The organism is Chitinophaga sp. RCC_12 (assembly GCF_041360695.1).
In the GTDB taxonomy this organism is placed as follows: Bacteria; Bacteroidota; Bacteroidia; order Chitinophagales; family Chitinophagaceae; genus Chitinophaga.
In genome coordinates, this window is record NZ_JBFUPS010000009.1 from 131,173 (window position 1) to 154,282 (window position 23,110).

Annotated in this window: 16 protein-coding genes; 10 read left to right on the top strand and 6 right to left on the bottom strand. The window is 48.7% G+C overall.

Features of this window, described 5'->3' with window-relative positions; all coding sequences use genetic code 11:
• Positions 1–2: 2 nt before the first annotated feature.
• Complete coding sequence (locus AB6805_RS23955; RefSeq protein ID WP_370911985.1) at positions 3–848, bottom strand: class I SAM-dependent methyltransferase; 846 nt, start codon at positions 846–848, stop codon at positions 3–5.
• A gap of 340 nt (positions 849–1,188) precedes the next feature.
• Between AB6805_RS23955 and AB6805_RS23960 the strand changes: the two genes are divergently transcribed.
• The 6 genes from AB6805_RS23960 to AB6805_RS23985 all read left to right on the top strand — a co-directional run bounded on the left by AB6805_RS23960 (position 1,189) and on the right by AB6805_RS23985 (position 7,918).
• Positions 1,189–3,537 (top strand): TonB-dependent siderophore receptor, encoded by a 2,349-nt coding sequence (locus tag AB6805_RS23960; RefSeq protein WP_370911986.1) that lies wholly within the window; start codon positions 1,189–1,191, stop codon positions 3,535–3,537.
• Between the two features lie 200 nt (positions 3,538–3,737).
• Positions 3,738–4,517: a pseudouridylate synthase gene (locus AB6805_RS23965; protein ID WP_370911987.1), complete on the top strand. Its 780-nt coding sequence runs from the start codon at positions 3,738–3,740 to the stop codon at positions 4,515–4,517.
• Positions 4,518–4,543: 26 nt separating this feature from the next.
• Complete coding sequence (locus tag AB6805_RS23970; protein WP_370911988.1) at positions 4,544–5,392, top strand: oxaloacetate decarboxylase; 849 nt, start codon at positions 4,544–4,546, stop codon at positions 5,390–5,392.
• Between the two features lie 55 nt (positions 5,393–5,447).
• Positions 5,448–6,533, top strand: coding sequence for an NADH:flavin oxidoreductase (locus AB6805_RS23975; protein ID WP_370911989.1), 1,086 nt, complete (start codon positions 5,448–5,450; stop codon positions 6,531–6,533).
• A gap of 147 nt (positions 6,534–6,680) precedes the next feature.
• Positions 6,681–6,812, top strand: coding sequence for a hypothetical protein (locus tag AB6805_RS23980; protein WP_370911990.1), 132 nt, complete (start codon positions 6,681–6,683; stop codon positions 6,810–6,812).
• A gap of 98 nt (positions 6,813–6,910) precedes the next feature.
• The gene (locus tag AB6805_RS23985) at positions 6,911–7,918 is read left to right on the top strand and encodes a cyclase family protein (protein WP_370911991.1); all 1,008 of its coding nucleotides are present in this window, start codon (positions 6,911–6,913) and stop codon (positions 7,916–7,918) included.
• Here AB6805_RS23985 and AB6805_RS23990 read toward each other — a convergent pair.
• The 3 genes from AB6805_RS23990 to AB6805_RS24000 form a co-directional block, all read right to left on the bottom strand.
• Positions 7,868–8,689: a nuclear transport factor 2 family protein gene (locus AB6805_RS23990; RefSeq protein WP_370911992.1), complete on the bottom strand. Its 822-nt coding sequence runs from the start codon at positions 8,687–8,689 to the stop codon at positions 7,868–7,870. The two genes, AB6805_RS23985 and AB6805_RS23990, sit on opposite strands and share 51 nt — an antisense overlap.
• Before the next feature lie 170 nt (positions 8,690–8,859).
• Positions 8,860–12,624, bottom strand: coding sequence for a glycosyltransferase family 2 protein (locus AB6805_RS23995; RefSeq protein WP_370911993.1), 3,765 nt, complete (start codon positions 12,622–12,624; stop codon positions 8,860–8,862).
• The gene (locus AB6805_RS24000) at positions 12,624–13,928 is read right to left on the bottom strand and encodes a glycoside hydrolase family 2 TIM barrel-domain containing protein (RefSeq protein ID WP_370911994.1); all 1,305 of its coding nucleotides are present in this window, start codon (positions 13,926–13,928) and stop codon (positions 12,624–12,626) included. The genes AB6805_RS23995 and AB6805_RS24000 overlap by 1 nt, the downstream gene beginning before the upstream one ends.
• Before the next feature lie 139 nt (positions 13,929–14,067).
• Here AB6805_RS24000 and AB6805_RS24005 point away from each other — a divergent pair, with 139 nt between their 5' ends.
• Complete coding sequence (locus tag AB6805_RS24005; RefSeq protein ID WP_370911995.1) at positions 14,068–14,661, top strand: hypothetical protein; 594 nt, start codon at positions 14,068–14,070, stop codon at positions 14,659–14,661.
• A 3-nt stretch (positions 14,662–14,664) separates the two neighbouring features.
• Here AB6805_RS24005 and AB6805_RS24010 read toward each other — a convergent pair whose 3' ends face one another.
• On the bottom strand, positions 14,665–15,267 hold the full coding sequence (locus AB6805_RS24010; RefSeq protein ID WP_370911996.1) for a DNA-3-methyladenine glycosylase: 603 nt from the start codon (positions 15,265–15,267) through the stop codon (positions 14,665–14,667).
• A 63-nt stretch (positions 15,268–15,330) separates the two neighbouring features.
• On the opposite strand from AB6805_RS24010, the gene AB6805_RS24015 reads away from it, so the two are divergent.
• The 3 genes from AB6805_RS24015 to AB6805_RS24025 all read left to right on the top strand — a co-directional run bounded on the left by AB6805_RS24015 (position 15,331) and on the right by AB6805_RS24025 (position 21,377).
• Positions 15,331–16,326, top strand: coding sequence for a Gfo/Idh/MocA family protein (locus tag AB6805_RS24015; protein WP_370911997.1), 996 nt, complete (start codon positions 15,331–15,333; stop codon positions 16,324–16,326).
• Positions 16,327–17,300: 974 nt separating this feature from the next.
• A complete protein-coding gene (locus tag AB6805_RS24020; RefSeq protein ID WP_370911998.1) occupies positions 17,301–20,468 on the top strand; it encodes a carboxypeptidase regulatory-like domain-containing protein in 3,168 nt (1,055 codons plus the stop codon).
• A gap of 147 nt (positions 20,469–20,615) precedes the next feature.
• Entirely contained in the window at positions 20,616–21,377 is a 762-nt protein-coding gene (locus AB6805_RS24025) for a MerR family transcriptional regulator (protein WP_370911999.1), read from the top strand.
• 57 nt (positions 21,378–21,434) lie between these two features.
• Here AB6805_RS24025 and AB6805_RS24030 read toward each other — a convergent pair whose 3' ends face one another.
• Positions 21,435–23,003: a discoidin domain-containing protein gene (locus AB6805_RS24030; protein ID WP_370912000.1), complete on the bottom strand. Its 1,569-nt coding sequence runs from the start codon at positions 23,001–23,003 to the stop codon at positions 21,435–21,437.
• Between the last annotated feature and the right edge of the window lie 107 nt (positions 23,004–23,110).

The window sequence follows — 23,110 nt, forward strand, 5'->3', positions numbered from 1 at the left end:
CATTATTTCTCTCCATAAATCACCAGCGCACTGGATTCAATCATCACCTCCCCGGAAGGATATTTCTGATCTACGGCAGCAAATACTTCTCTCTTTATTTTTTCTTTCATGGCCTCATCGCATTTGCTGAGCGCTGCCACAATGGGAGCGCCTATTTCGGTCATCATACTCCAATACACCTCCGTTGTTTTACAGTTCAGTTTTCCTGTAATTTCTTTTTGGGAGATGTTTTTTAATCCTGCCTGTGCAAACAAGCCGGCGATCAGCTGATCTTTCGCGCAGCGGAACATCCCCGGTGCGTCCGGAGGTGGCGGCGGCAATTCCATATTCCTGTTAATGGTGCCCATAATGGCGGTGATCCAGAAGTTTTTCTCCGGAACATTCCATACTGCGGTGGCTAATCTGCCGCCGGGTTTAAGTACCCGTACCATTTCATTCGCGGCCAGCCGCATGTCGGGAAAGAACATAAATCCAAACCGGCAGCTGATCGCATCAAATGTGTTGTCGGCAAAGGGAAGTTCACAAACATCGCAGGCAATTGTTTCCACGTTTTTGATGCCTCTTTTGGCGGCATTTTCCCGGGCTATTTCCAGCATGTGTTCAGCAAGATCGGTGATCACTACCTTGCCGTTCTTCAATTTTGAGGCAATGGTGAGCCCTGGCTCACCGGTTCCCGCGGCTATGTCCAGCACTGTATCGTCGTCTTTAAGTTGGAGCGCACGGATGATTTCATCGCCCATTGGCTGCAGGAAGTCCATGGTAAGTTCATCCCATTTTTTCCAGCCGGGAGAGAACTTATTCCAGGCGTCCTTTTGCTGATCACGGATTTGTTCAAGTACTTGTTCCATAATGTGGGGTTTAATTAAAAGATTACAATCATTCGCCTTAACTCCTTGTGACATTGATAGTGAAAGTGCCTGACGCCCGGCGTTTGCCGGCAATCAGTGTTTTGGGGTGCTGTGGCCTGGCGGTTGATTTGTTTACCAAAAGTAAGCTCTTTTGACGGGAATGTCCCGGACTTTTTTTTCTGATTTGAGCATTTGCAGTTTCCGGTTTCCGGCAAGGAATACCTTTACAGCATTGGTTTTCCGGCTATCTGTTCCCTCAAAGCTGTTCAGCTGTAAAATTCCGGATTACATAAACACATTGGCGCCACATGTATTCTCTTTGCAATACTAAATTTTAAATATGAAGCAACGCTACCAACCTTATATCTTTTTTTATATTTCCACCTTTCTTTTATTCCTGTTGCCGTTGTTCCTGCGGGCAGAAAATGGTGTTACCGGCATAAAGGGACAGGTGCTGTCGGCCGACGGCAAACCCGCGCCCGGCGTAACAGTGGGGTTAAAGTCCACCCGGTATTATACCGTTACCAACGAAAAAGGACATTTTGAAATAAAGGCGCCTGCCGGGAGTTATACATTAACTGTTTCTTTTATCGGCGCTAAAAGCCTGGAACAGCCGGTGGTGATCACCGATGCAGCGGTTACCGGTATTCCTGCTATAAAGCTGGAAGAAACAGCTTCGTCGCTGGGGGAAGTGGTAGTGGTGGGAAACCAGTACCGCGTAGCCGATAAGGAAAGTGAGTACGTAGCCAAAATGCAGCTGCGCAACCTTGAAAACCCACAGGTATATTCAGTGGCATCCAGGGCTTTATTGCAGGAGCAGGCCATCGTGGACTATGTATCTGCACTGAGAGCTATTCCCGGCGTTAGCGGTGCGTTAATAAGACCCGGATATAACAGCTGGGTATATCTCCGTGGATTTGTTGCCAGCGATAACTTCAGGGATGGCATGTATGTGGACCAGGGAGTGAACGCTGATCCGGTGAACACAGAACGAATAGAAGTGATCAAAGGCCCTTCCGGCACGCTGTTTGGCGCTAACGGGGTTTCTTATGGCGGGTTGATCAACCGCGTTACCAAAAAACCTTTCGACAGAAGAGCCGGCGAGATAGATGCCAATCTTGGCAGCTATGGTTACAGCCGCTTAACCGTGGATGTGAACACGCCGCTGAATGAAGATAAAACAGCACTCTTCCGCGTTAATGCCGCCGGCAGCTGGGACAACGGTTTCCAGGACTACGGGTTTAAAAAATCCTATACGATTGCACCGTCGTTTTCCTATAAACTGGATGACCGCACAGATGTTCTCTTCAGCACAGAATTCCTCAACATGAAAGCCAATTCACCGGTGCGGGTAAGCGGTATCGATGTGCCGGGTGTTACAAACATCAACCAGTTACAACGCGATTACTTTAAATCCTATGGCTCCAATAAGCTGAGTGGTACATTTAATATCCGGAGCTTTTATACAAAGATCACCCACCGCTTTTCGGATGACTGGAAGCTGGATGTGAATGTAAACTACTCCGACTACAATTACGAAATCGGTAACGTTTTCCTGAATTTTAAGAAAGATAGCCTCTGGCGCTATTACGGCGCTTTTTCCAACGCCACCAAATCACTGGCTATACAACCTAACCTGACGGGCGATTTTAAAATTGGTAAGCTGCGTAACCGCCTGCTGGTAGGCCTGGATTACCTGCACCGCGACACCCGTTATTCGCCCCTGGGAAATACAGTACTGGTAGACGGACTGGATTACACAAAATCCTTTGTGCCGCCGATCAATGCCGCCAAAGTGCTGGCAGATGGCGAAGCGGCAGCAGTAACCACCCTCAGCAAGCCGGTGAGTTATGCCGCCTATGTAACGGATGTTATTTCCCTGACCGACAGGTTAAATGTATTGCTCAGCTTACGGATCAACTACTTCGATAACAAAAAAGGAACAGAAGTACTGGAAACGGGTGAAACATCGGGCGATTACGACCAAACGTCGCTGTCGCCGAAGTTTGGCGCCACCTACGAGGTGATAAAAGACAAAGTTTCCCTGTTTGCCAACTACCAGACCGGGTTTAATAATGTGTATGGACAGGATATTTTTGGGATCAGTTTCAAACCGGAAAATGCACGGCAGGCAGAAGGCGGGGTGAAAATGGAGTTGTTGAACGGACGGCTCAGTAGTACCGTTAACTATTATAATATACTCGTGGAGAATGTGGTGCGCCAGGACCCTGGTAACCCGGCGGCGAGTATCCAGGATGGTACTAAAAAAAGCCGTGGAGTGGAAGCCGAAGTTACCGGCACCATATTGCCTGGTTTAAATGTAGTGGCAGGATATGCTTACAATGATATTTATTTCCTGAAAACCAACAAGGGATATGAGGGCAAGCGGCCGGCCGGCCCACCGGCGCATGCAGCCAACCTGTGGGTGAGCTATAGCTTTGTAAAAGGGCGTTTAAACGGCCTTGGTGCAGGTTTTGGCGGTAATTACAGCAGCAGTGCTTTCTGGAATGATCTTAACACCATTACAGTGCCGGGATACACCATTTTAAACGCCGTGGTGTTTTATAATACAAAACGTTACCGTTTTTCTGTGAAGGCAGATAACCTCTCGGATCAGCGCTACTGGGATGCCAGTGGTAACCCGCAGATGCCACGGCGGTTGATGCTTGGCATTGCCTTTAAATTTTAAAGAATCCATGTAGCCCGGCAGCCTGTATTTTTGTACCTTTGCGGCGATTAAAAGTTTTTTCAGGTCTGACCAGGTGACACTGGTCCGGGAGGCGATCCCGGAATGTTGCATTTAAGACATATATTATCCCGTAAGGGTCATAGATAAAAAAGCTTCAGATTATACTGAAGCTTTTTTTATTAAATTTTACAACGTTGGTAATGGATAGTGTGGGTTATGAGCCGTCGGCATTCAGCCCTTTCGACGAATCAACAACCGTTAGTGAATTAGCCGCAGGGCTTACTTTTTCATTGAACGATGCGCCGCACCCGCTTTGCCTGCTGGCAGCGGAGCATTTGCAGGCGCATTTGGAGCAGCAGGAGTGGGAGCATAACTTCGGTTTGCCGGGTAATGCGGCGGGTACCGTTATTGGCAAGATGTTCGGCGTATTGATCGTTAGGACCAAGGATAATGAGCTGGGTTACCTGGCGGCATTTTCAGGGAAACTGGCAGGTGGCAACCACCACGCGAAGTTTGTGCCGCCGGTTTTCGATGGACTGGAGCCAGGCGGGTTTGTGAATACCGGCATGTTAAAGCTCACCACCATCAACAAAGAAATCAGCCTCCTGGAATCGTTTACCGACGACGAAAGCGCAGCGCAGGTCCGTCTGCTCAAAATATTACGGAAAAACCATTCTACTGCACTGCAGCATAAAATTTTTGAACAGTATCACTTTCTGAACAAAGCCGGGACATCTAAAAGTTTAACAGAGATTTTTGCGCATACGCCTTCCGGAAAGCCACCGGCGGGCGCCGGCGAATGCGCCGCCCCGAAGTTGCTGCAATATGCTTTTCAGCATGGGATGGAGCCATTGGCACTGGCCGAATTCTGGTGGGGACAATCACCCAAATCCGACTATTGGCAACATGGCCATTTTTATGCTCCCTGCCGCGAAAAATGCGCAGCCATATTGGCGCATATGTTGGGAGAGCAGGAGTGATTATATTTACCGGGTAAATACCCGATATGAAACCATCAGCAGAAAACTCATTACGCGCCCGGGCCGAAGCATTTCAGGCACTCCACCAGCGCCCCGGTATTTTTATTGCGCCCAACCCCTGGGACGCAGGTTCCGCAAGGATACTGGAAACGCTTGGATTTAAAGCACTGGCTACTACAAGCGCCGGCCTCGCCTTTTCTTTGGGTAAACCCGATGGCCATGCGGCTGTTACCCGCGAAGAAACGCTGCAAAACGTCCGGGACATTATCAGCGCTACTGCTTTGCCGGTAGCTGCCGATCTGGAAAATGGATTTGGCGATGATCCCGCGGCATGTGCCGAAACAATATTGCTCGCCGCAAAAGCCGGGTTGGCCGGAGGTTCTATAGAGGATGCCACCGGTAAACCGGGAGATCCGATATATCCTTTTGATGTTGCTGTGGCGCGCGTGAAAGCCGCTGTAGCGGCAGCGCGGAGCTTACCTCATCCTTTTATGCTCACTGCGCGGGCGGAGAATCTCATTTATGGCCGCCCCGATCTGAAAGATACCATCAGGCGGCTGGAAGCTTTTGCAGACGCCGGCGCCGATGTGCTGTTTGCACCGGGACTGAAAACGCCGGAGGAAATAGCCGCTGTGGTAAAAGCGGTAGCACCCCGTCCTGTAAACGTGGTGATGGGACTTTCCGGCGGTAACTTTTCATTGCAGCAACTGGAAGACCTGGGCGTAAAACGTGTAAGCATTGGCTCCTCGCTGATAAGAGCGGCATATGGCGCCATTTTCCGGGCGGCGGAGGAAATACTCCACCAGGGCACCTTCAGCTATGCAGAGGAGGCAAAACCTTATGGAGAGATCAATAAAATGTTCGGCGAATATTAACATGCGTTGTCCCCCTTTGGCGATGCCGGTCGTCATAGGGTATAAACAACGCAATATGAATACCAGCAGCTTATTCAGGCCATTTGCCCTGAAATCATTGCATACAAAGAACCGCTTTGTAATGTCTCCTATGACCCGGTCCTGCTCTCCGGGCGGCGTTCCCACCGGCGACGTAGCAAATTATTATACACGACGGGCCGAAGGAGAAGTAGGTCTGATTATATCTGAAGGAACGGTGATCGACCGGCCTTCTTCCGCGAATGAAGCAAATGTTCCTAAATTTTATGGCGGGGAGTCGCTGGCCGGCTGGCAGCAGGTGATCAACCGCGTGCTGGCTGCCGGCGGCCAGATGGCGCCACAGCTCTGGCACTGCGGCATCCAGGAAAACCATGTTTCCGGATGGCTGCCGCCGGCGCCGTTTGAAGGTCCTTCCGCAATAGGCAACGGTGTGGCCATGACCGACGCCGCTATTGCGGATACGATCCTGGCCTTTGGCCGTGCCGCCGCCGATGCAAAACGCATGGGATTTAACAGCGTGGAAATACAGGGCGCCCACGGTTATTTAATCGACCAGTTTTTCCGCGATAACACCAATAAGCGGACAGATTTTTTCGGTGGTAAAACACTGGCAGAACGCAGCCGGTTTGCCGTTGCTATCACCAAAGAAATACGGCGGCAGGTAGGTGAGGACTTTGCCATCATGATGCGATTGTCGCAATGGAAACTCACCGACCTGCATAGTAAACTCGCCACTACGCCGGCGGAAATGGAAGCGTGGTTAACGCCACTGGCAGATGCAGGCATCGATATCTTCCATTGTTCCACACGCCGCTTCTGGGAACCGGAGTTTGAAGGATCTGGATTAAACTTCGCCGGCTGGGCAAAAAAACTGACCGGGAAAGCTACTATCACAGTGGGTTCCGTAGGTTTGGATAAAGATATTATTTCATTGCACAAGGGGGAGGACTCCGCGCCCGCATCTCTTGAAAACCTGGTGCGCAGGATGGACGATAACGAATTTGACCTGGTGGCAGTTGGGCGGTCTATTCTTACAGATCCTCACTGGGTGCAAAAGGTGAAAGAAAACCGGTTGGGTGAATTGCGGGGATTCAACAGGGAAGCGCTGTACAGTCTCGTGTAACCCGGTATCAGCAACGCGTTAACAATAGATAACAGTTCTCATTTCACTCTGGCATAGTTTTATCATTTATGTAGATGAACAAGAAGCTTAAACCGCCTGCAGTCGCTAAACTTCCATCTATTCATCACACATTCAAATTTTGCCATCATGAGAACGTTAAAATATCTTATCGTTACCATTTTACTTATAGCCGGATTAAGCAGTTGCCTGGTTGTGCGCGACAGGCCCGGGTATTATCCGCGTCATCATCATCATTATTATCATGGATATTACCGGTAAAACCAACCCCGGAAATTACAGCACAATCCCCGCATTGTACCTGCGGCGTGGTCACCTTCCCCTTTAATTTTGTGTGCGTAACATAAAAATTAACGAAGATGAATACACGAAACAGGTACAGCTGGTATAAGCGGTTACTGCTGGCGATGCCATTGGCAGGAACTATCACCGCAACAGGACAAAGCACGCATGCATCGGAACAGGCAGGGGTGAGCCCCTGGGGAAAATCAGACGAAATAGGCACGCTGAATATGATGAGCGACAGTAATAACCTTTCCCTGTTCTCCAACATCAGAACGGGAAAGGTTTATGATCTTGGGGTGGAATATTTTACGGGAATGCCGGGATTCACGGCACTGGGCGATCCTCCTTATCAATACTGGCTTACGCATACACCCCGCGGTACTGTTGTGGGCAACGTCACCAAACTGGGTGATGACATGAACAAAAAAGTAAGCTATACCGGTGATGCCATCTCCATGTACACGCATACCGGTACGCACATCGATGCGCTTTCCCACTTTGGTTTGAATGGTAAGATCTGGAACGGATACACCGCAGATGAACACCTGGGCGACCGTGGCTGGGATAAAGGCGGGGCAGAGAATATTCCGCCCATTATCGGAAGGGCTGTGCTGATCGACGTTCCCGCCTGGAAAGGAGTAGAGGTGCTTCCCGGAAATTATGTGATCACATTGGCCGAACTGCAGCAACTGGTACAGGCGCAGCACCTCGATATTCACAAAGGCGATATTGTGCTGATCAGAACAGGGCTCATGAAATATTTCTACAGCGATACCGAACGGTTTATGAGCAACACGCCGGGTATGAGTATGGAAGCCATAAAGTGGCTGATAGAAGAAAAAGGTGTGATGACGCTGGGCGCCGATAACCTGAGCGTAGAGGTGATGCCCTCCGGCAATAATCATAACTGGCTGCCGGGGCATACCTACCTGCTGGCCCAAAAAGGGGTAATGTTTATAGAGTTGTTATATCTCGAAGAATTATCTGCCGCAAAAATAAACACGTTCGTTTTTATCGGGCTGCCGCTGAAGTTAAGAGGCGCCAGCGGGGCGCCCGTCCGTCCCCTGGCTATCCCGTTGTAATTCTTCCGTTACGTCGTCACGTTCACGCACAATGAGCTTTATCACTTCATTTCCTTTTTTTATAAACTCAAAGGTGAGGTCCCGTTCTTTCGAAAAGAAAAGATTTTCTTTCTCCGCGTAAAGCGAAAACTTTTTATCGCCTATCAACATGATGAGTAAACCATTTTCCGTTTTTATTTCGGATGTGGTTTGAGGTCCCTTATATTTACCAACGTAGCTACGCAGTACATCCGCCGGTAATGTAAGGGCCTTTCTTTTATTGACATACGGCGCCGGACCGTGGTCGTAACTCAGTACCCGTGTCATTTTCCAGCTACCGTTTTTGAGCAGCCAGAGATGGGTGAACTTTGCCAACCCATCTGCATATTCTTTCTTTCCTTTATTGTGTATATAAAACAGGTGCGAACCTGTAAGTATAGCGCCGTATATCACGCCGTCTTTTTTGAGCGGGAATACTTTGATGCTGCTGTCGACCACCTCTCTTCTCAAAGTGAATTGCTCCTTGTTGCCGCAAACGCCCTTTTCAAATGATTGGGCCATAGCCGGTATTCCCAGGGTGATGCCGCCTTTGTCGTGATAGAACTCTATATCTTCTGAGAAATATTCCATCATCTTTGTTATATCACAGCTATTATACGCCTGCCAGAAAAGGCTATCGTTGTGCAGGATCACCGCAGATAGTTGCTGGTCGTTGTGCTGCGCTATGGAAATGCTGCGGAACGACAGCAGGCATGTTAATACCATAGTGGCAGTTATGAGTAGTTTTTTCATTAGAGTAATTGTTAATGTGATGAAATAATGGCTGATCTGGTACGAAGATAGATCATTGCATGGTACTATCCTATACATAGTACTATGTTATTTATAATAAACTTTACAAGTAGGGTGTTTTGAACCGGCTAAACCGGATGTATCTTATAAAACCATATGAAGGTGGAAGTCTATAGCGGGATATTCAGCTGCGATTGTACGGTAGCCACCTGATCATCTTTTGTTGCTTCCAGGTATAACCTGTAGTGTTCCGGGTTTTCAGGTATGGAGATAGTAACGTTGGCGCCGGCGCCCAGTTTCTTTAGAAAAATACTGTTGCCATAACTATCCGTTTTTACCAGGTACCATTCAAACTTTAAAGGGGTATCATTGGTAGCTGGTATCCATTCATTGTTGCTGTAAAGAAGCGCATGATACGTGAGCCGGCTGCCGGGATAATTAGTCCGGGCCGGCCGGAGTATATGAATACGCGGAATAGCAGGTTCACGGAAGGAATGCTGCCAGTAGCGTCCCAGCTGGTAAAAAGAGGATTTATATCTTCCCTGGTGGTCCGTGAGGCCATCAAATGTTACGTAGTCCCGTGTTTCCAGGTCCTGCCAGCTGGTAATGAAAGCAGATTGCCGGCGACCGGGTAAATGGGTGTAAGCGGTTACAGGTATCTGGCTGAAATAATGCGGAACGTTTACGGTGACCAGCTGCGATAAACCCGTGGTGTCGTTGCCTGTTACGATGCCAAAAGCGTCCACCTGCGGTAGTTGCTGGTGCAGTATTTCCAGTGTGCCGGCGATGTTGCTGTTAATGGCTACATCCATGGTCAGCGGCCGGGTAGTATCTATCGCTTTTATGGCGGCCATCAGGCTGCCTAACCAGGTAAGAAAGCTTTGTTGCTGATAGAGCAGCTCCGGTTTAAAATAATCTTTTGACAGCTGCTGCCATACCGTATCACCAATGTTCCAGGCTACTATGCTCCGGTCGTGTTTCAATTCTTCTACCCGTTTAAGAATAGTTTTCCGGAGATCCGAAAGCATGGTAGCATCTTTATCCATATCTGTTATGGCAGGTATCCAGAAGCCGTAATGGATGTGCAGATCCATTTCTTTTGCCACATGCAGGATGTTCCGGTCGTACACACCAGGGCCAAAGCGGCGGATGGTATTTACGCCAACGGCTTTCATCCCGGTGAAATCTTTAATGATTTCCCGCCGGGTAAGGGCATGTAAATTCCTGAACCAGTTTTCTCCTTTTTGGTAATTGATTCCCCTGATGGTATCCGGCAGCGGTATGGCTGCCGCCATCCGCCCGGCTGCAGGGGCGGTGATCATGCTGGCGTAAGCAATGGGTTTTTCAGACTCACGGATACGGATATACTTTTTTGCGGCGGCAAATACTTTCCCCGGTTCCTGTAATTTCCAGCGGAGCACATCTCCTGCAACAGGACGCAGTATGTTTTTATCCTGGTCGCTGTTAAATAATACGAAGGCATGTATTTCACTGAATGAATGGTCGATGGCGTTAAATGCATCATCCAGCCATAGTTGCTGGTTACCGGCAGCGGCCAGTGAGCCTATTTCTGCCACCATCACGGGCAGGCCTGAACGGAATACCGGCAGCTGATGGAACGGCGCATATAACTCCCGGAAAGCATAGGATTGCCCGTTCTCATTTTGTGGTCCGTAGTTAAGGCAGGTTACCCCGATCCAGTCGACATACGGCGTGCCCGGGAAGTATTGTTCCGCCGCGGCGGCACGCCACGGGTTCCACACCCAGATAACATTGCCGGCCCCGTTACGCCGGAAGAGGGCATGTACATATTTCCAGGCGGCCTTGAATTCTTCCGGCGTGTTGTTGCCGGCTGGTGACCATGGATAGGCGGGGTTATCCGCCTCATGCGCAAAGCGGAGGAACACCGGGCGGTTCAACGATTTCATCTGCGCAGCAAAATGCGCCAGGTATTGATCAAAGTCCCCTGCGCTGATGCGGGCAAAGACTTTTTGTTCTTTACTGGCTGCCGCGTTTTCAAACAATGAAGTCCAGGGCTCCCAGGTGATCATGGGCATTGATCCGTTGCGGTAAATGGTTGCTATCAGCGAGTCGGGCAGGTTGCATTGCGGCGCATCTCCCCAGGGCAGGTATAACGATATGATGTTGAAGCGGGTGTTAAACTGTTGCTGGTAATCCTTTACCTGTTGAATCGCCGTGAGGCCGTTTGTGTCAGCCGGACTGAATATCCCCGTATAAAATGTGGTTTGTTTATGTGTGGGCGGATGCATAACGACAGCCGGTTCCGGGTTGTTTGTCATCATGTACCCGGTTAATAACACCACCACGAGCAGTAAAGGCAACCCCAGTTTACGGAAACCGGCATACAAATGAAGATGCCGGAAAAGCCATAATTGTTTCTTTAACAGTAACGGGTATACGAGCACGATCCTCAGCCAGTGATATTTTACGGATAAGCGCCGGAGCCGGAGACTGGCAATAATATTAAAGCTCATGATCAGGCAGTTCACGCCTGCTATGCCGGCCATCACAAGGGAATAGGGGTTCCAGTCGTACGACAGCCCATAAACAATCGCCGTCAGCGAAGTAAGCAACACCAGCATATTAGGGATGTTCAGTTGCCAGTTGTCCTGCCCGGTATCATCTTTAGGGGTGGGAATATACGGCACCTTCTTCCGGATCATGGTATATACAAGTCCGAGGATATAGATCCACCAGGTACCGATCAGTAGCAGTCCGCCCACCACATGAAAGCCTCTTTCGGTTTCTTCCATCACCCATCGCTGCACAAAATGACGGATAAGGATAATCGCGGTAACAGCCGGTAATCCCAGCCATGCAAAGTTGATAAAGTCGACCCGCAACGGTATCAATCCGGTGAACAGGGAGAGAACGGGGATGAGAAAATTGATGAAGAAAACAATGCCGGACAAATAATGAAAGGGAATAGTGCCGTAATGCAGGCGTTGCCGCCAGGTAAAAGACCGGAACAATTTCGGGTAGGAAGTAACCAGTAATTCCAGGGTACCACGCGCCCATTTGAGCTGTTGCGCGTAATAGGCCGACATGGTGGCAGGCACCAGCCCCCTGCTGAGTACCGCCGGCACATACACCGATTTCCAACCTTTGGCATGCAGCTGCATGGCGGTATGCATGTCTTCCGCAAGACCGCTGGCATGTCCTCCGATAGCATCCAGCGCGCTTCTCCGGAAGGTGCAGTTGGCGCCTATGGCCAGTACGGTGCCATAACTATTCATGGTGGCCATAATAGGACCATAGAACTGAAACGTTTGCTGGGCGGCGCCTTTCGCTACGAGGCTGTCACCCAGGTTGCTGTACGCCTGAACAATCTGTACAAACCCCACTTCCGGGTTATTGAAATGTGATACGATCACGTCGAGGAAATCCGGCGAAGGAACGTGATCCGGGTCCATGACCACGCACAGCTCCCCGGTGGCCTGTCGCAATGCATTGTTGATGTTGCCGGCCTTGGCATTTTCACGTGTAAATCTTGTTACATGTTTTACCCCCAGTTGTTTACATACTTCTACCAGGTAAGGGTCATTGGCTTCGTCGCACAGGTAAGTGGTGTGCGGGTAGGTAATGGCTTGCATAGCCGTTAACGTTTCCACGATCATGGGATAGGGTTCACCTGCGCAAAAGGTAGTAAAGATGTCAACCGTAAATGGGTGTTCCATTTCCGGCGTTTCCGGTACTGAAATGGAAAAATAGTGATACCACTCATGGAGTACCGTGAGGCAGTTGAAAAAAAGACCCGCCATCAGGATCCAGTAAAAAGGAGCATACCCTATCTGCGCCCTGTTTAAAAGGCAAAACAGCAGATAAGCCATGCTGCATACACCCAGCAGGATCATCAGCCGTAGCGTAAAGCGTTCACGCCGGGAGGGTGGTAAAATAGGTGATGGACTACTCATTATTGACTGACTACGTAAAATGGTGTATTAGCAGTAGCAAAATGTCCTTTATTATCGGAAACAGTTGCAAAGATCCTGTAAGGTCCTTCTTTTAGGGGAGAACGGAATGCGATTTTATTTCCCTGGGCAGGCAGCAGCAGGTTGTTGTAAGCAACGGGTGGCTGCTGGTTGGACGCATCGTTATTGCTGGTGTACCAGTCTTCCGCCAGAATTTCCCAGGTGATATGTAACGGGCCGGTGGCGGTATCCTGCAACAGTATCTCCGCGGTTTGCAGGCTGTTGGGATTTAATAAGATGTTGTCCCCGGCTCCTTTGCCGTTCAGCAGCATATATTTTAACGCGGGCGCCCTGTTGGCCGGCCATTTGCCGGTCCACAGGTACTCCATAACGGATACCGTTTCCGAAGCGCTGCCTTCTTTTGAAAATAAGCTGAACCAGGTATGTGTTACCTCCTGTTTCTGGCCCCAGTAAAAAACGCAGGCGCCCAGGAACCGCGGGTCTTTCACCGGCATATATTGCCGGTATTGCTCCAGGTATTGTTGCGCCTTTTTGGTACTGGTTACCTCAATGGGCGCTCCCCAATTGGTGAACTGCGACTCCCACGGACCGTTAATCCCCCATTCTGTCACCAGGAAAGGACCATCCCAGTACCACGAAAATTTTTCGAGGTTATGTTGCAGGTCGTGCAGCTCGCCAAAAATATTCATGGAGATCAGGTCGAGCCCCTGCACCTTTAACCGGATATTATAAAGACACCGCCTGTTAAAGTTTATCAGCGCGGTAGTCACCGGGTGATCGGGATCATCCGTATGGATCATTTTCAGCAGGTGGTTATAGGCATTGTAAAAGCTGCTGTATGCCGGTTTGTAGGGAAAGTCGATTTCGTTGCCCAGGCACCACATCAGCAATGCAGGATGCGATTTATACCGGTTTACTACATTTTTGAAGGCTGTGTATTGCGCCGCTACTTTAGCGGTATCATTATAGTAGGGTAAGAATCCGCTCACCGGCATGGGGAAACCCGCTATCACCGCTATATGATTGGCATATGCGTCGTCCAGTATTTTATCCAGGTGTAAAGTATCCCAGGTACGGATGGTATTGCCACCTGCTGCATGTAGTTCCCGGAGATTTTCAAAACCGGCAGCGCCCTTTATGGCAAAGGGTTGTCCCTCGCGGTACAGCAGGTATTGCCCGCCCTCTTTGCTGACATAAACCTTGCCCTGATGCACGGGGGCAGGGGACGACAGGCAACCGGTAAGAACAATAAACAATGCGGCACGAAAACAGATCTTCTTGAACATTCACCAGGTATATTATATTACTCGCAACACGTGGCCGAATATAGCATAAAATCAGAAACTTATATGGTGGATGCGCTATCTCACTACAAATAATAAAAAATTGCTTATTTTCAGTGGCACAGGCTATTAACTCACTATAATGAAACTACGTAAAGTACTTGCGGGATCAGCACTTTGCTGTATGCTGTTCTTTTCCTTCAGCGCATTGGCACAATCAGAAAAACCGGGCGTTACAGATATCACTTTTCATATGCTCACCTGGGTGAAACACCTGGATAGTGATGTCGATAAATATTTCAAACGTGAAAAAGGAGAACAGCTGAATCAACAGTTGGAATCCCTGAAACAGGAACTGGATAATTACCGGAAAGCCCGGAAAACATTGTCGGATAGCTTGTTCAGGAACAATATTGCTCCCGGGAAAAAGGACGATTACAACCTGGAAGCGCTTAAAGTGAGGATGAGTGCAGTAATGGAAAAGCTGCGCGGGGTAACCGACCTGGTGAATCCTGCACTCCAGGCGGAAGGGGATAAGCTCAACGAAGAAATTTACAACGCGTTATACGGCGATCAGCCAAAGTATTTATCATACCTGGAAGCATTCCTCGGCGGTTTGGAGGTTACTAAAAAGGACCTGGCGCTGGATGGCAGCACGGCTTATTCGCGCCTGGGAGATTGTGTAAATATCATTTCATCGCTGGAAGGAAAAATTAATAAGAAGATGGGGCAATAATCTTTACAGCCCTTTTCCTTTGCTTACCCAATCATTATTTTTAATGCTGAAACGGTAGGGGAGATAAGCATCTTCCCCGGCGTATTGCACGCCCACACGGGTTGACACGGTCATCGCTTCCTCCGGGATGTCTTCGCCGGGTTCTATCCATACTTTCGTTCCCGTGAGGCTCTCGCCATTCAGGCTGGCATCAATACCCATGGCCTTGCAGAGACTACCGGGTCCTGCTGTGAGTTTGGCGGAGGGCTTGTTGTTGTACCGCTGCTTCATGACTTCTATACCATCTACAGGTTGCAGCGCCCTGATCAATACTGCATGGGGCGTATCTTCGATGTTAGTCACCACATTAAAGAGATAGTGAATGCCATAGCATAAGTATACATAGGCAAATCCTCCCGGCTTGTAGATCACTTCCGTACGTTTGGTACGGCGGTTATTCCACGCATGCGATGCCCTGTCCCCGGCGCCGGCATAGGCTTCTGTTTCCACAATCATACCGGCGGTGCGAACGCCATTGATACGCGTCACCAGTATTTTGCCCAGCAATTGTTTCGCGATAGTAGTTACCTCATGCTGCTGATAAAATTCCTTCTTTAGCTTGGCCATTGAAATAAATATCCCTGTTTTAAAAAATGAATTTATGTTATTTGCATAATTATAAGCACCATTATGGAAGAAATAAAATGGGGAATTATAGGTTGTGGAGATGTGACAGAAGTCAAAAGTGGCCCGGCTTTTAATAAAGTGCCGCATTCCTCCCTGGTGGCGGTCATGCGCAGGGACGCCGCAAAGGCGCAGGACTATGCCCTGCGGCATGGCGTACCCAAATGGTACGATAACGCGGAGCAACTGATCAACGACCCGGAGATCAACGCCATATACATTGCCACACCACCTTTGCAGCATGAGGAATACACCCTGCTGGCTTTATCGAAGGGCAAGCCGGTATACGTGGAAAAGCCAATGACGCTGAACGCAGTGTCGGCCATCAGGATGAAAGCCGCAGCAGATAAATACCATGTAAAATTAAGCGTGGCACACTACCGGCGCGAGCAGCCCGTATTTCTGAAAGTAAAAGAGCTGTTGTCGGAGAACGCCATCGGGGATATCCGTTTTGTATCCCTGCAGATGCTGCAACCGCCGGCCTCTGCCCTTATTGCAGATTCAGCGGTTAACTGGCGGATAGATCCCGCCATTTCCGGAGGCGGCCTGTTTCACGACCTGGCCCCGCATCAGCTGGACCTGATGATCTATTTCTTCGGCCAACCAAAACATGCTGCCGGCATTGCCGTAAACCAGGCCGGTGTAAACCAGGCAGACGACCTCGTTACCGGCCACATCTTATTTGAAAACGGGGTGGTGTTCAACGGCATGTGGTGCTTCACGGTATCGCCCGCTGATCAGCAGGACCGCTGCGAGATAACCGGATCATCCGGCACAATCAGCTTCCCCGTATTTGGCAGTAAAATAACCCTGCGCAAAGACGGACATACGGAAGAATTCATTTTTGATCCGCTGCAGCATGTGCAGCAACCCATGATAGAAAAGGTGACCGCCTTTTTCCTTGGTAAAGGCGCCAATCCCTGCTCTGCGGAGCAGGCTATACTCTCAATGGAGCTGATGGACCGGTTCACGCGGAGGTTGTCTTACTCAGGATTACGCTGATTACATTGATTACTTTGATTTGATCACTTTTGATTTTAATGGATTTGGGGAGATATAAGCGGAGGTTGTCTTACTCAGGATTAAACTTATTACACTGATTACGCTGATTTGACCACTTTTTGATTTTAATGGATTTGGGGAGATATAAGCGGAGGTTGTCTTTCTGCCTGATTAAACTTATTTCACTGATTACGCTGATTTGATCACTTTTGATTTTAAAGGATTTTACTTTTTGTGGGATATCTAAAAGATGACGCGAGATGGGATAGCCCCCGCTTTACACATACCTTACATATGCTTTACACCTGCTTTGCACCTGCTTTATACGTGCTTATAACCCGCTGTTGATGTGGAGATGACGTGGACTTGATCCGTAATGTATTGTGTATCAATTCGCTAGAGTGGGTTTTACAATATTGTTTAGACGCGTTGCATCAAAGAAGGGGTCTGGATATCAATGCTTTATGCACATCATAAAGATAAACATAATCAAGCAAAAAGACAACGGTTAAAAAACTCAGAAAATAAAATCAACCTCCGCTTACGTCTCCCCAAATCCTTTAAAATCAAAAGTGATCAAATCAGCGTAATCAATGTAATAAGTTTAATCAGGCAGAAAGACAACCTCCGTTTACGTCTCCCCAAATCTATTAAAATCAAAAGTGGTCAAATCAGCGTAATCAGTGAAATAAGTTTAATCAGGCAGTAAGACAACCTCCGCTTATATCTCCCCAAATCTATTAAAATCAAAAAGTGATCAAATCAGCGTAATCAGTGAAATAAGTTTAATCCTGAGTAAGACAAACTCCGCGTTGTGAATACCCAACTATTTGCGTATCTTAATATCAGCAGAGAGCAGCATTCAACCATATCGCTCGTAGTGTGACGCAGACATATCCTCCCGGATATGAACTTTATGTTACGAATGCAGTGAACACTTAATATTCAAATTATCCTGTAATATTTTCGCGCTCATGAAACCTATCTTCACACTTCTGTCAGTACTGTTATTATGCTGCATCATCAGGCAGCCATTGCTTGCACAAACAACGCAGGCTTCGATTTCAGGGATTGTCTCTGATAATGCCAAACAACTCATTCCCGGGGCATCCGTATTGGTGCGCAACGAATCAACCGGCTTTAGCAGCCGCACTATTTCAAACGCCAAAGGGGAATACCTTATTAAAGAGTTGCCACTCGGCGGACCATACACTATCCAGGTAACAGCGATGGGATATGCGGAACAAAGACGTACCGGCTACTCACTCAACCAGGGCGATGTAATCCGCGCTAACTTCCAGATGCAAACATCCGCGGTGGATATCAAGGAGATCACCGTGTCCGGCGCTGCACTCCGCAACAAAACGGAGAACTTTGGTGCAGCCACGACGGTATCGGCAAGGGATATCGCCCGCCTGCCGGTGAATGGCCGTAACTTCAGCAGCCTTATAGACCTTTCGCCGCTGAGCAGCGGAAGCAACCTGGCAGGACAGCTCGGTTCTTCTACCAACATCACCATTGATGGAACCTCTGCGAAGAATCCAACTTCCAGCAGTGGCACCAACACCCGTATCGGCGGCCCATATGCTATTTCAATGGAAGCCATCCGGGAATTTAAAGTGGTCACCAACCAGTATGATGTTACCTTTGGCCGCAGCGGCGGCGGTACCATCAGCACCGTAACCAAATCAGGTACCAACACCTTTTCAGGTAGCGCCTTCACCTTCGTAAGGGCCGATGCGTTGTCCAGTAAATACGACGCCCGCGGCAACAGGCGCCAGAACGACTTCTCCACCTATCAATATGGCTTCTCCCTGGGAGGTCCTATCATTAAAAATAAACTGCACTTCTTCCTGGCATGGGATCACCAGGCCGACTCACGCCCCTTGCAACTGGCGGATATCAAAACGCCGGCGGATGAAAAACGGTTCAACGTTACACAGTCTACGCTGGATACCTACCTCGATATTGCCCGCAGTAAATATGGAGTAGCCTCCACGCCGCAGTTTGGGTCGTTTAATAAGAAACGCGGTACAGATGCGGCTTTTGCACGTATCGACTGGCAGCTCAACGAGCGGAACCTCCTCACTATCCGCGATAACTATGTAAACGACCGCGCACCATTAGGCCGTGACGATAACACTGCCATCAACCTCTACGAGGTATATGCGGATGCCCATGCCGTTAACAACAGCTTGCTGGCTACGCTCCGTACGGTGGTGAATCCACGGATTACCAATGAGCTGAAATTGCAGCACCTGTATACTTTTGAAGAGAGTTCACCCGGCGATCAGCTGCCGGCGCAGAATATTCCACGCGCCATCGTGGAAAGAGTACAGTCGACCATTGACAACAAACCGGTATTTACCTCTATCCAGCTCGGCGGACAACGCTATTCACCGGAACACTTCTATAATAACGTATTCCAGCTGGTAGATAATCTTTATTATAATACCAATAAAGCCAACTATACATTCGGCGCAGATATAATGTACAGCCACATGAACTCACTGTATGGCAGTGAAATGAACGGGCGTTATTATTTCACCGGTATGGATAATTTCAATAACCTGAAACCATACCGTTATGCCCGCGAAGTAGCGCTGGCAGATGATCCCAGCGTGAACCAGAATATTCTCAGCGGTGCGTTGTACGCGCAGATGCAAACCTACCTGTTCCCGGGTTTTGAAATGATCGCCGGTATCCGTGCCGATTATACCACTTACCTGAACAAGCCAAACTTTAACCAAACGGTGTATGATGAGCTTGGACTGAGCACCGACAACTCGCTGAAAACTTTCCAGCTGCAGCCACGTATCCAGTTCAACTGGGATATCAAAGAAAAGCATACGGATTACCTGCGCTTCGGTGCAGCCATCTTTGGGTCAGACATAAACAACTATGCCATGATCAACAACATGCTGTTTGATGGCACCAAAGTACTCACCGTTGATATCCAGGGCGCCGGTGTGCCCGTTCCCGATTTCCCGGCATACCGTAAAGATCCCTCAACCGCACCAGGCAAGGAAATGTTCGACAAGCTCGGGCTGCCGCGCCAGGGTACCATTAATATGAACGGTAAGGATGCCAGGATCCCGGTAGTGTATAAAGCGAATATCTCCTATAATCACTTGTTCTCCGACCGCTTTAAAATGGGGGTGACTTTCTTCACCACTATTGCGCGTCACAATTATATGTATGTAGACAGGAACATGGCTGATCAGCCTTTCTTCCGTTTGTCGAATGAAGATAACCGCGGTGTATATGTACCCGCATCTACTATCAATGTAACCAATGGCGCTACCGACTGGACCAAAGGCCGTAAAACCACCAATGTGGGACGCGTGCTGGAACTGAACAGCGATGGTAAAGTGAACCAGTTTGCATTTGTGGTGGATGGTACCTTCCGTTATTTCAGAGACGGAGAGGTGTCTGTTAGCTATACCTGGAACGATGCAAAAGACAATACCTCTTACAACGGCGACGTGGCCAATACTGCTACGTTGTCGCTGATGGTAAAAGACGATCCGCGTAATCTCAGCACTATGAGTTATTCCGATAACCAGTTCCGTCATAAGGTAGTGGTATATGGTACCCTGCCTACTTTCTGGGGCATTAATGTGGGCGTGCGCTATTCCGGCATAGGCGGTACACGTTATTCGCTGGCAGTAGGTGGTAACGTGAATGGCGACTTTGTAAACTCAAACGACCTGGCCTACGTATTTGATGTGAATAATCCCAGCGTGCCGGAAAAGATGCGCACGGATCTCCAGGCGATTTTAGATAATCCCCTGGCGGATGAAAGCGTAAAAGATTATATCCACAAAAGCAGCGGGAAAGTAGCCGAAAGAAATGGCGGTGTAAATGGTTTCTATGGCGTATGGGATCTGAGGATTGCTACAAAGATCCGGTTTGGCAAGAAGCAATATCTTGAACCATCCTGCGATATCTTTAACCTCGCCAATGTGTTTAATAAAGAATGGGGTACCAGTAAATTACTGGGAAAACAGAATATTTATTCTTTAGGTGGTTTTGATCCCGTTACGTCTACTTACAAGTATAACGTAAACGTGAACTCGGGCGTGGTGGTACCAGGTGGTAACCCATGGCAGATCCAGCTGGGGCTCCGTTACGGGTTCTAGTAAAAAGAGGTAAGATATAATGAAAAGATAAAACAGCCGGCCAATGTGCCGGCTGTTTTTTTTGTCTCCCAAAAAAAATCCGGAAAAAGATTTGACTCTAACGCTACGTCATACCCTAACTTCGTTTTCAATCTAATAGTAACCAGGATGATGAAGCAATATGCGGTAAATAAACTGGCAAAACTGGCAGGTGTGAGTGTGCGCACGCTCCACTACTATGACCAGATTGGTTTGCTGACGCCCTCTGTGCGGACCTCCGCGGGGTACCGGGTGTATGGTGAAGCGGAATTGCTCCGGTTGCAGCAGATCCTGTTTTACCGTGAACTGGATGTAGAGCTGAAGGATATCGCCAGCATACTGGATGATCCCGGCTTTGACCTGATCCATGCATTGGAAGGGCACCGGCAAATGCTTTTGTCGAAGAAAGACCGCCTCCAAACCCTGGTGGCTACAGTAGAGAAAACCATCTCTCATCTAAAAAACAATGTAAACATGAACGTAGAAGATCTATATGCAGGACTGCCCAAAGAACAGGCAGCAGCCTGGCGGCGGGAAGCACAGGAAAAATGGCCCGGTCAGGTAGCGCATGCAGAAAAGCAATTACTGGAAATGGACAAAGACAGCTATGAACAGCTACAGGAAGGCTTTAAGGCCAACTGGGAAAAGCTGGCATCGCTCTCTCACCTGGACCCTGCCAGCCAACAGGTGCAACAGGAAATAGATTTGCATTACAGGTATATCCTGCAATTCTGGGGTAAAACCGGTAATCAGGCAGCAGCCTACAACGGGCTGGGCGATCTGCTTGCCACCGATGAACGGTATATGCAGGTGAATGGCCTGGCCAATCCGGCTTTTGGCAGTTTTATGCAACAGGCCATCCGGATATATGTGGAACGCCAACTGAAATAAAACAAACAGGGTACGGAAGTGATACCGTACCCTGTTTAAATTTTTCGGGAGATGTGATTACCACGCACCCAACTCTGACAGCACTGCATAGTGTGAGCCTGAGTAATTGGAAGCGGTCACGATTTTGATATATTTTGCAGAAACAGCTGCCCCGAAAGAGATATACTGCTTACTGTTTACATTCGCCAGTGTATAGTTTCCCCTCGATGTATACGTTACATTATCGGTACTGGTAAACACCGAAATGTCTTTCAGAGAACCATTGAGATTGGCCCGTTGAAGGAATGCCAGTCCCTGTATGGATCTGATGGCATTCATATTTACAATCACTGTATGCGGATGCGCCGGCTGTACTGTTTTCCACTGGGTATGCCATACGGTAGCCTGGTTGTTGTCGAGCAGGTTAGTGGCGGGGCCGTCGTCTTCCTGGCTGCTTACATACGTGATGCTCCAGGAGGATTTATTCAATTCATCTTTGGTGCTGATATCCAGTACGGGTTCATTATTTACAAAAGAATACGGGTAAGAGATTTCAGTAGAGGAGCCGTTGGTATACAGGAAGCGGATACGCAGGGCGTAGTTGCCTGTCTTCGTATGAAGTTCACTGATGGGCATACTCAGCTGGAAACTATCGCCGGAAGGCGCAGCCACCCATGGCACGGCATCATAATCATTTCCTCCTTCCGGATCATTATATACGTTTACGTTATTCACGGTTTGTGTGGAAGAGAATTTCACTTTCAGCACAATGTTGCCTCCGGTATAACTGGCTTTGATGATATCGATAGTGGTATTTCCACCGCCGTAAATACCTGTGGCGGTGCTGGTGCGGAATACCTGCGAGTTGTTGAGGATAGCAGCGCTGGCGGCAGTAAGGAAAGTAGGGTTTTTGCCGTAGGTATAATTACCGCTGCCCATGAGCGCCGTGCCCTTAGCCGGATCAGCGGCTTCCGATACTTTCTCTTTGTTATGCGGCAGGTTAAGTCCATGGCCCAGTTCGTGCATGAGGCCACCTATCCATTTGGTAGCGCGGTTGCCCAGCGTGGTGTTCTGACCGAGGTAACTGGTATCCATTTCGGCATAGTCCAGTGCAAAGCACCAGCGGCCCAAGCCGTAAAAGGGTACGCCACCGGGATCGCCATCGGAAGCATAGGTGCTGGCGGGCATAATAACAAGCGTGTGTTCACTGTGCTTATCTGCCGAATGCGCAGCAAACCAGGTGTTCAGTTCACCGATAGCAGTGTTGCCGCCTCCTTCATAAGGATAACCGGTTTTTGGCAGCGCGCCTTTTACTACGGTGATCTTTACTTTACCTGCGGAATCGAGCGCCAGGCCAAAGGAGCGGTCGCCATAACCGTAGTAGCTCATCCACTTTCCATAGAAGCGCTGCCCCTGCTGTAAAATACCGTTTAGCCGTGCCCGGTAGTTTGTGATGGTATCGCCATCGGAAGGCACAAAGTAAACAACGTTTAAAGCATACGCGCTGGGTACAAAATTTTCCAGACCGGATTTGGTTTTATCTTTCATGGGCTGCAATTCCCCGCCGGGAGATCGTTTACAGGCCATAAAAAGGGTAGGCAGCAATAGCATACCTGCTAACAGGGAATGAAGGTTTTTCATTTTCATTGTTCAGATTTATGATTAACAAAGACAGTAAGAATCGACAGATTTTGGTTTAAGGTTTTCCAGGTTACGCTGTTGGCGTTTCACATATTCAGGTGAACTAAATTAAG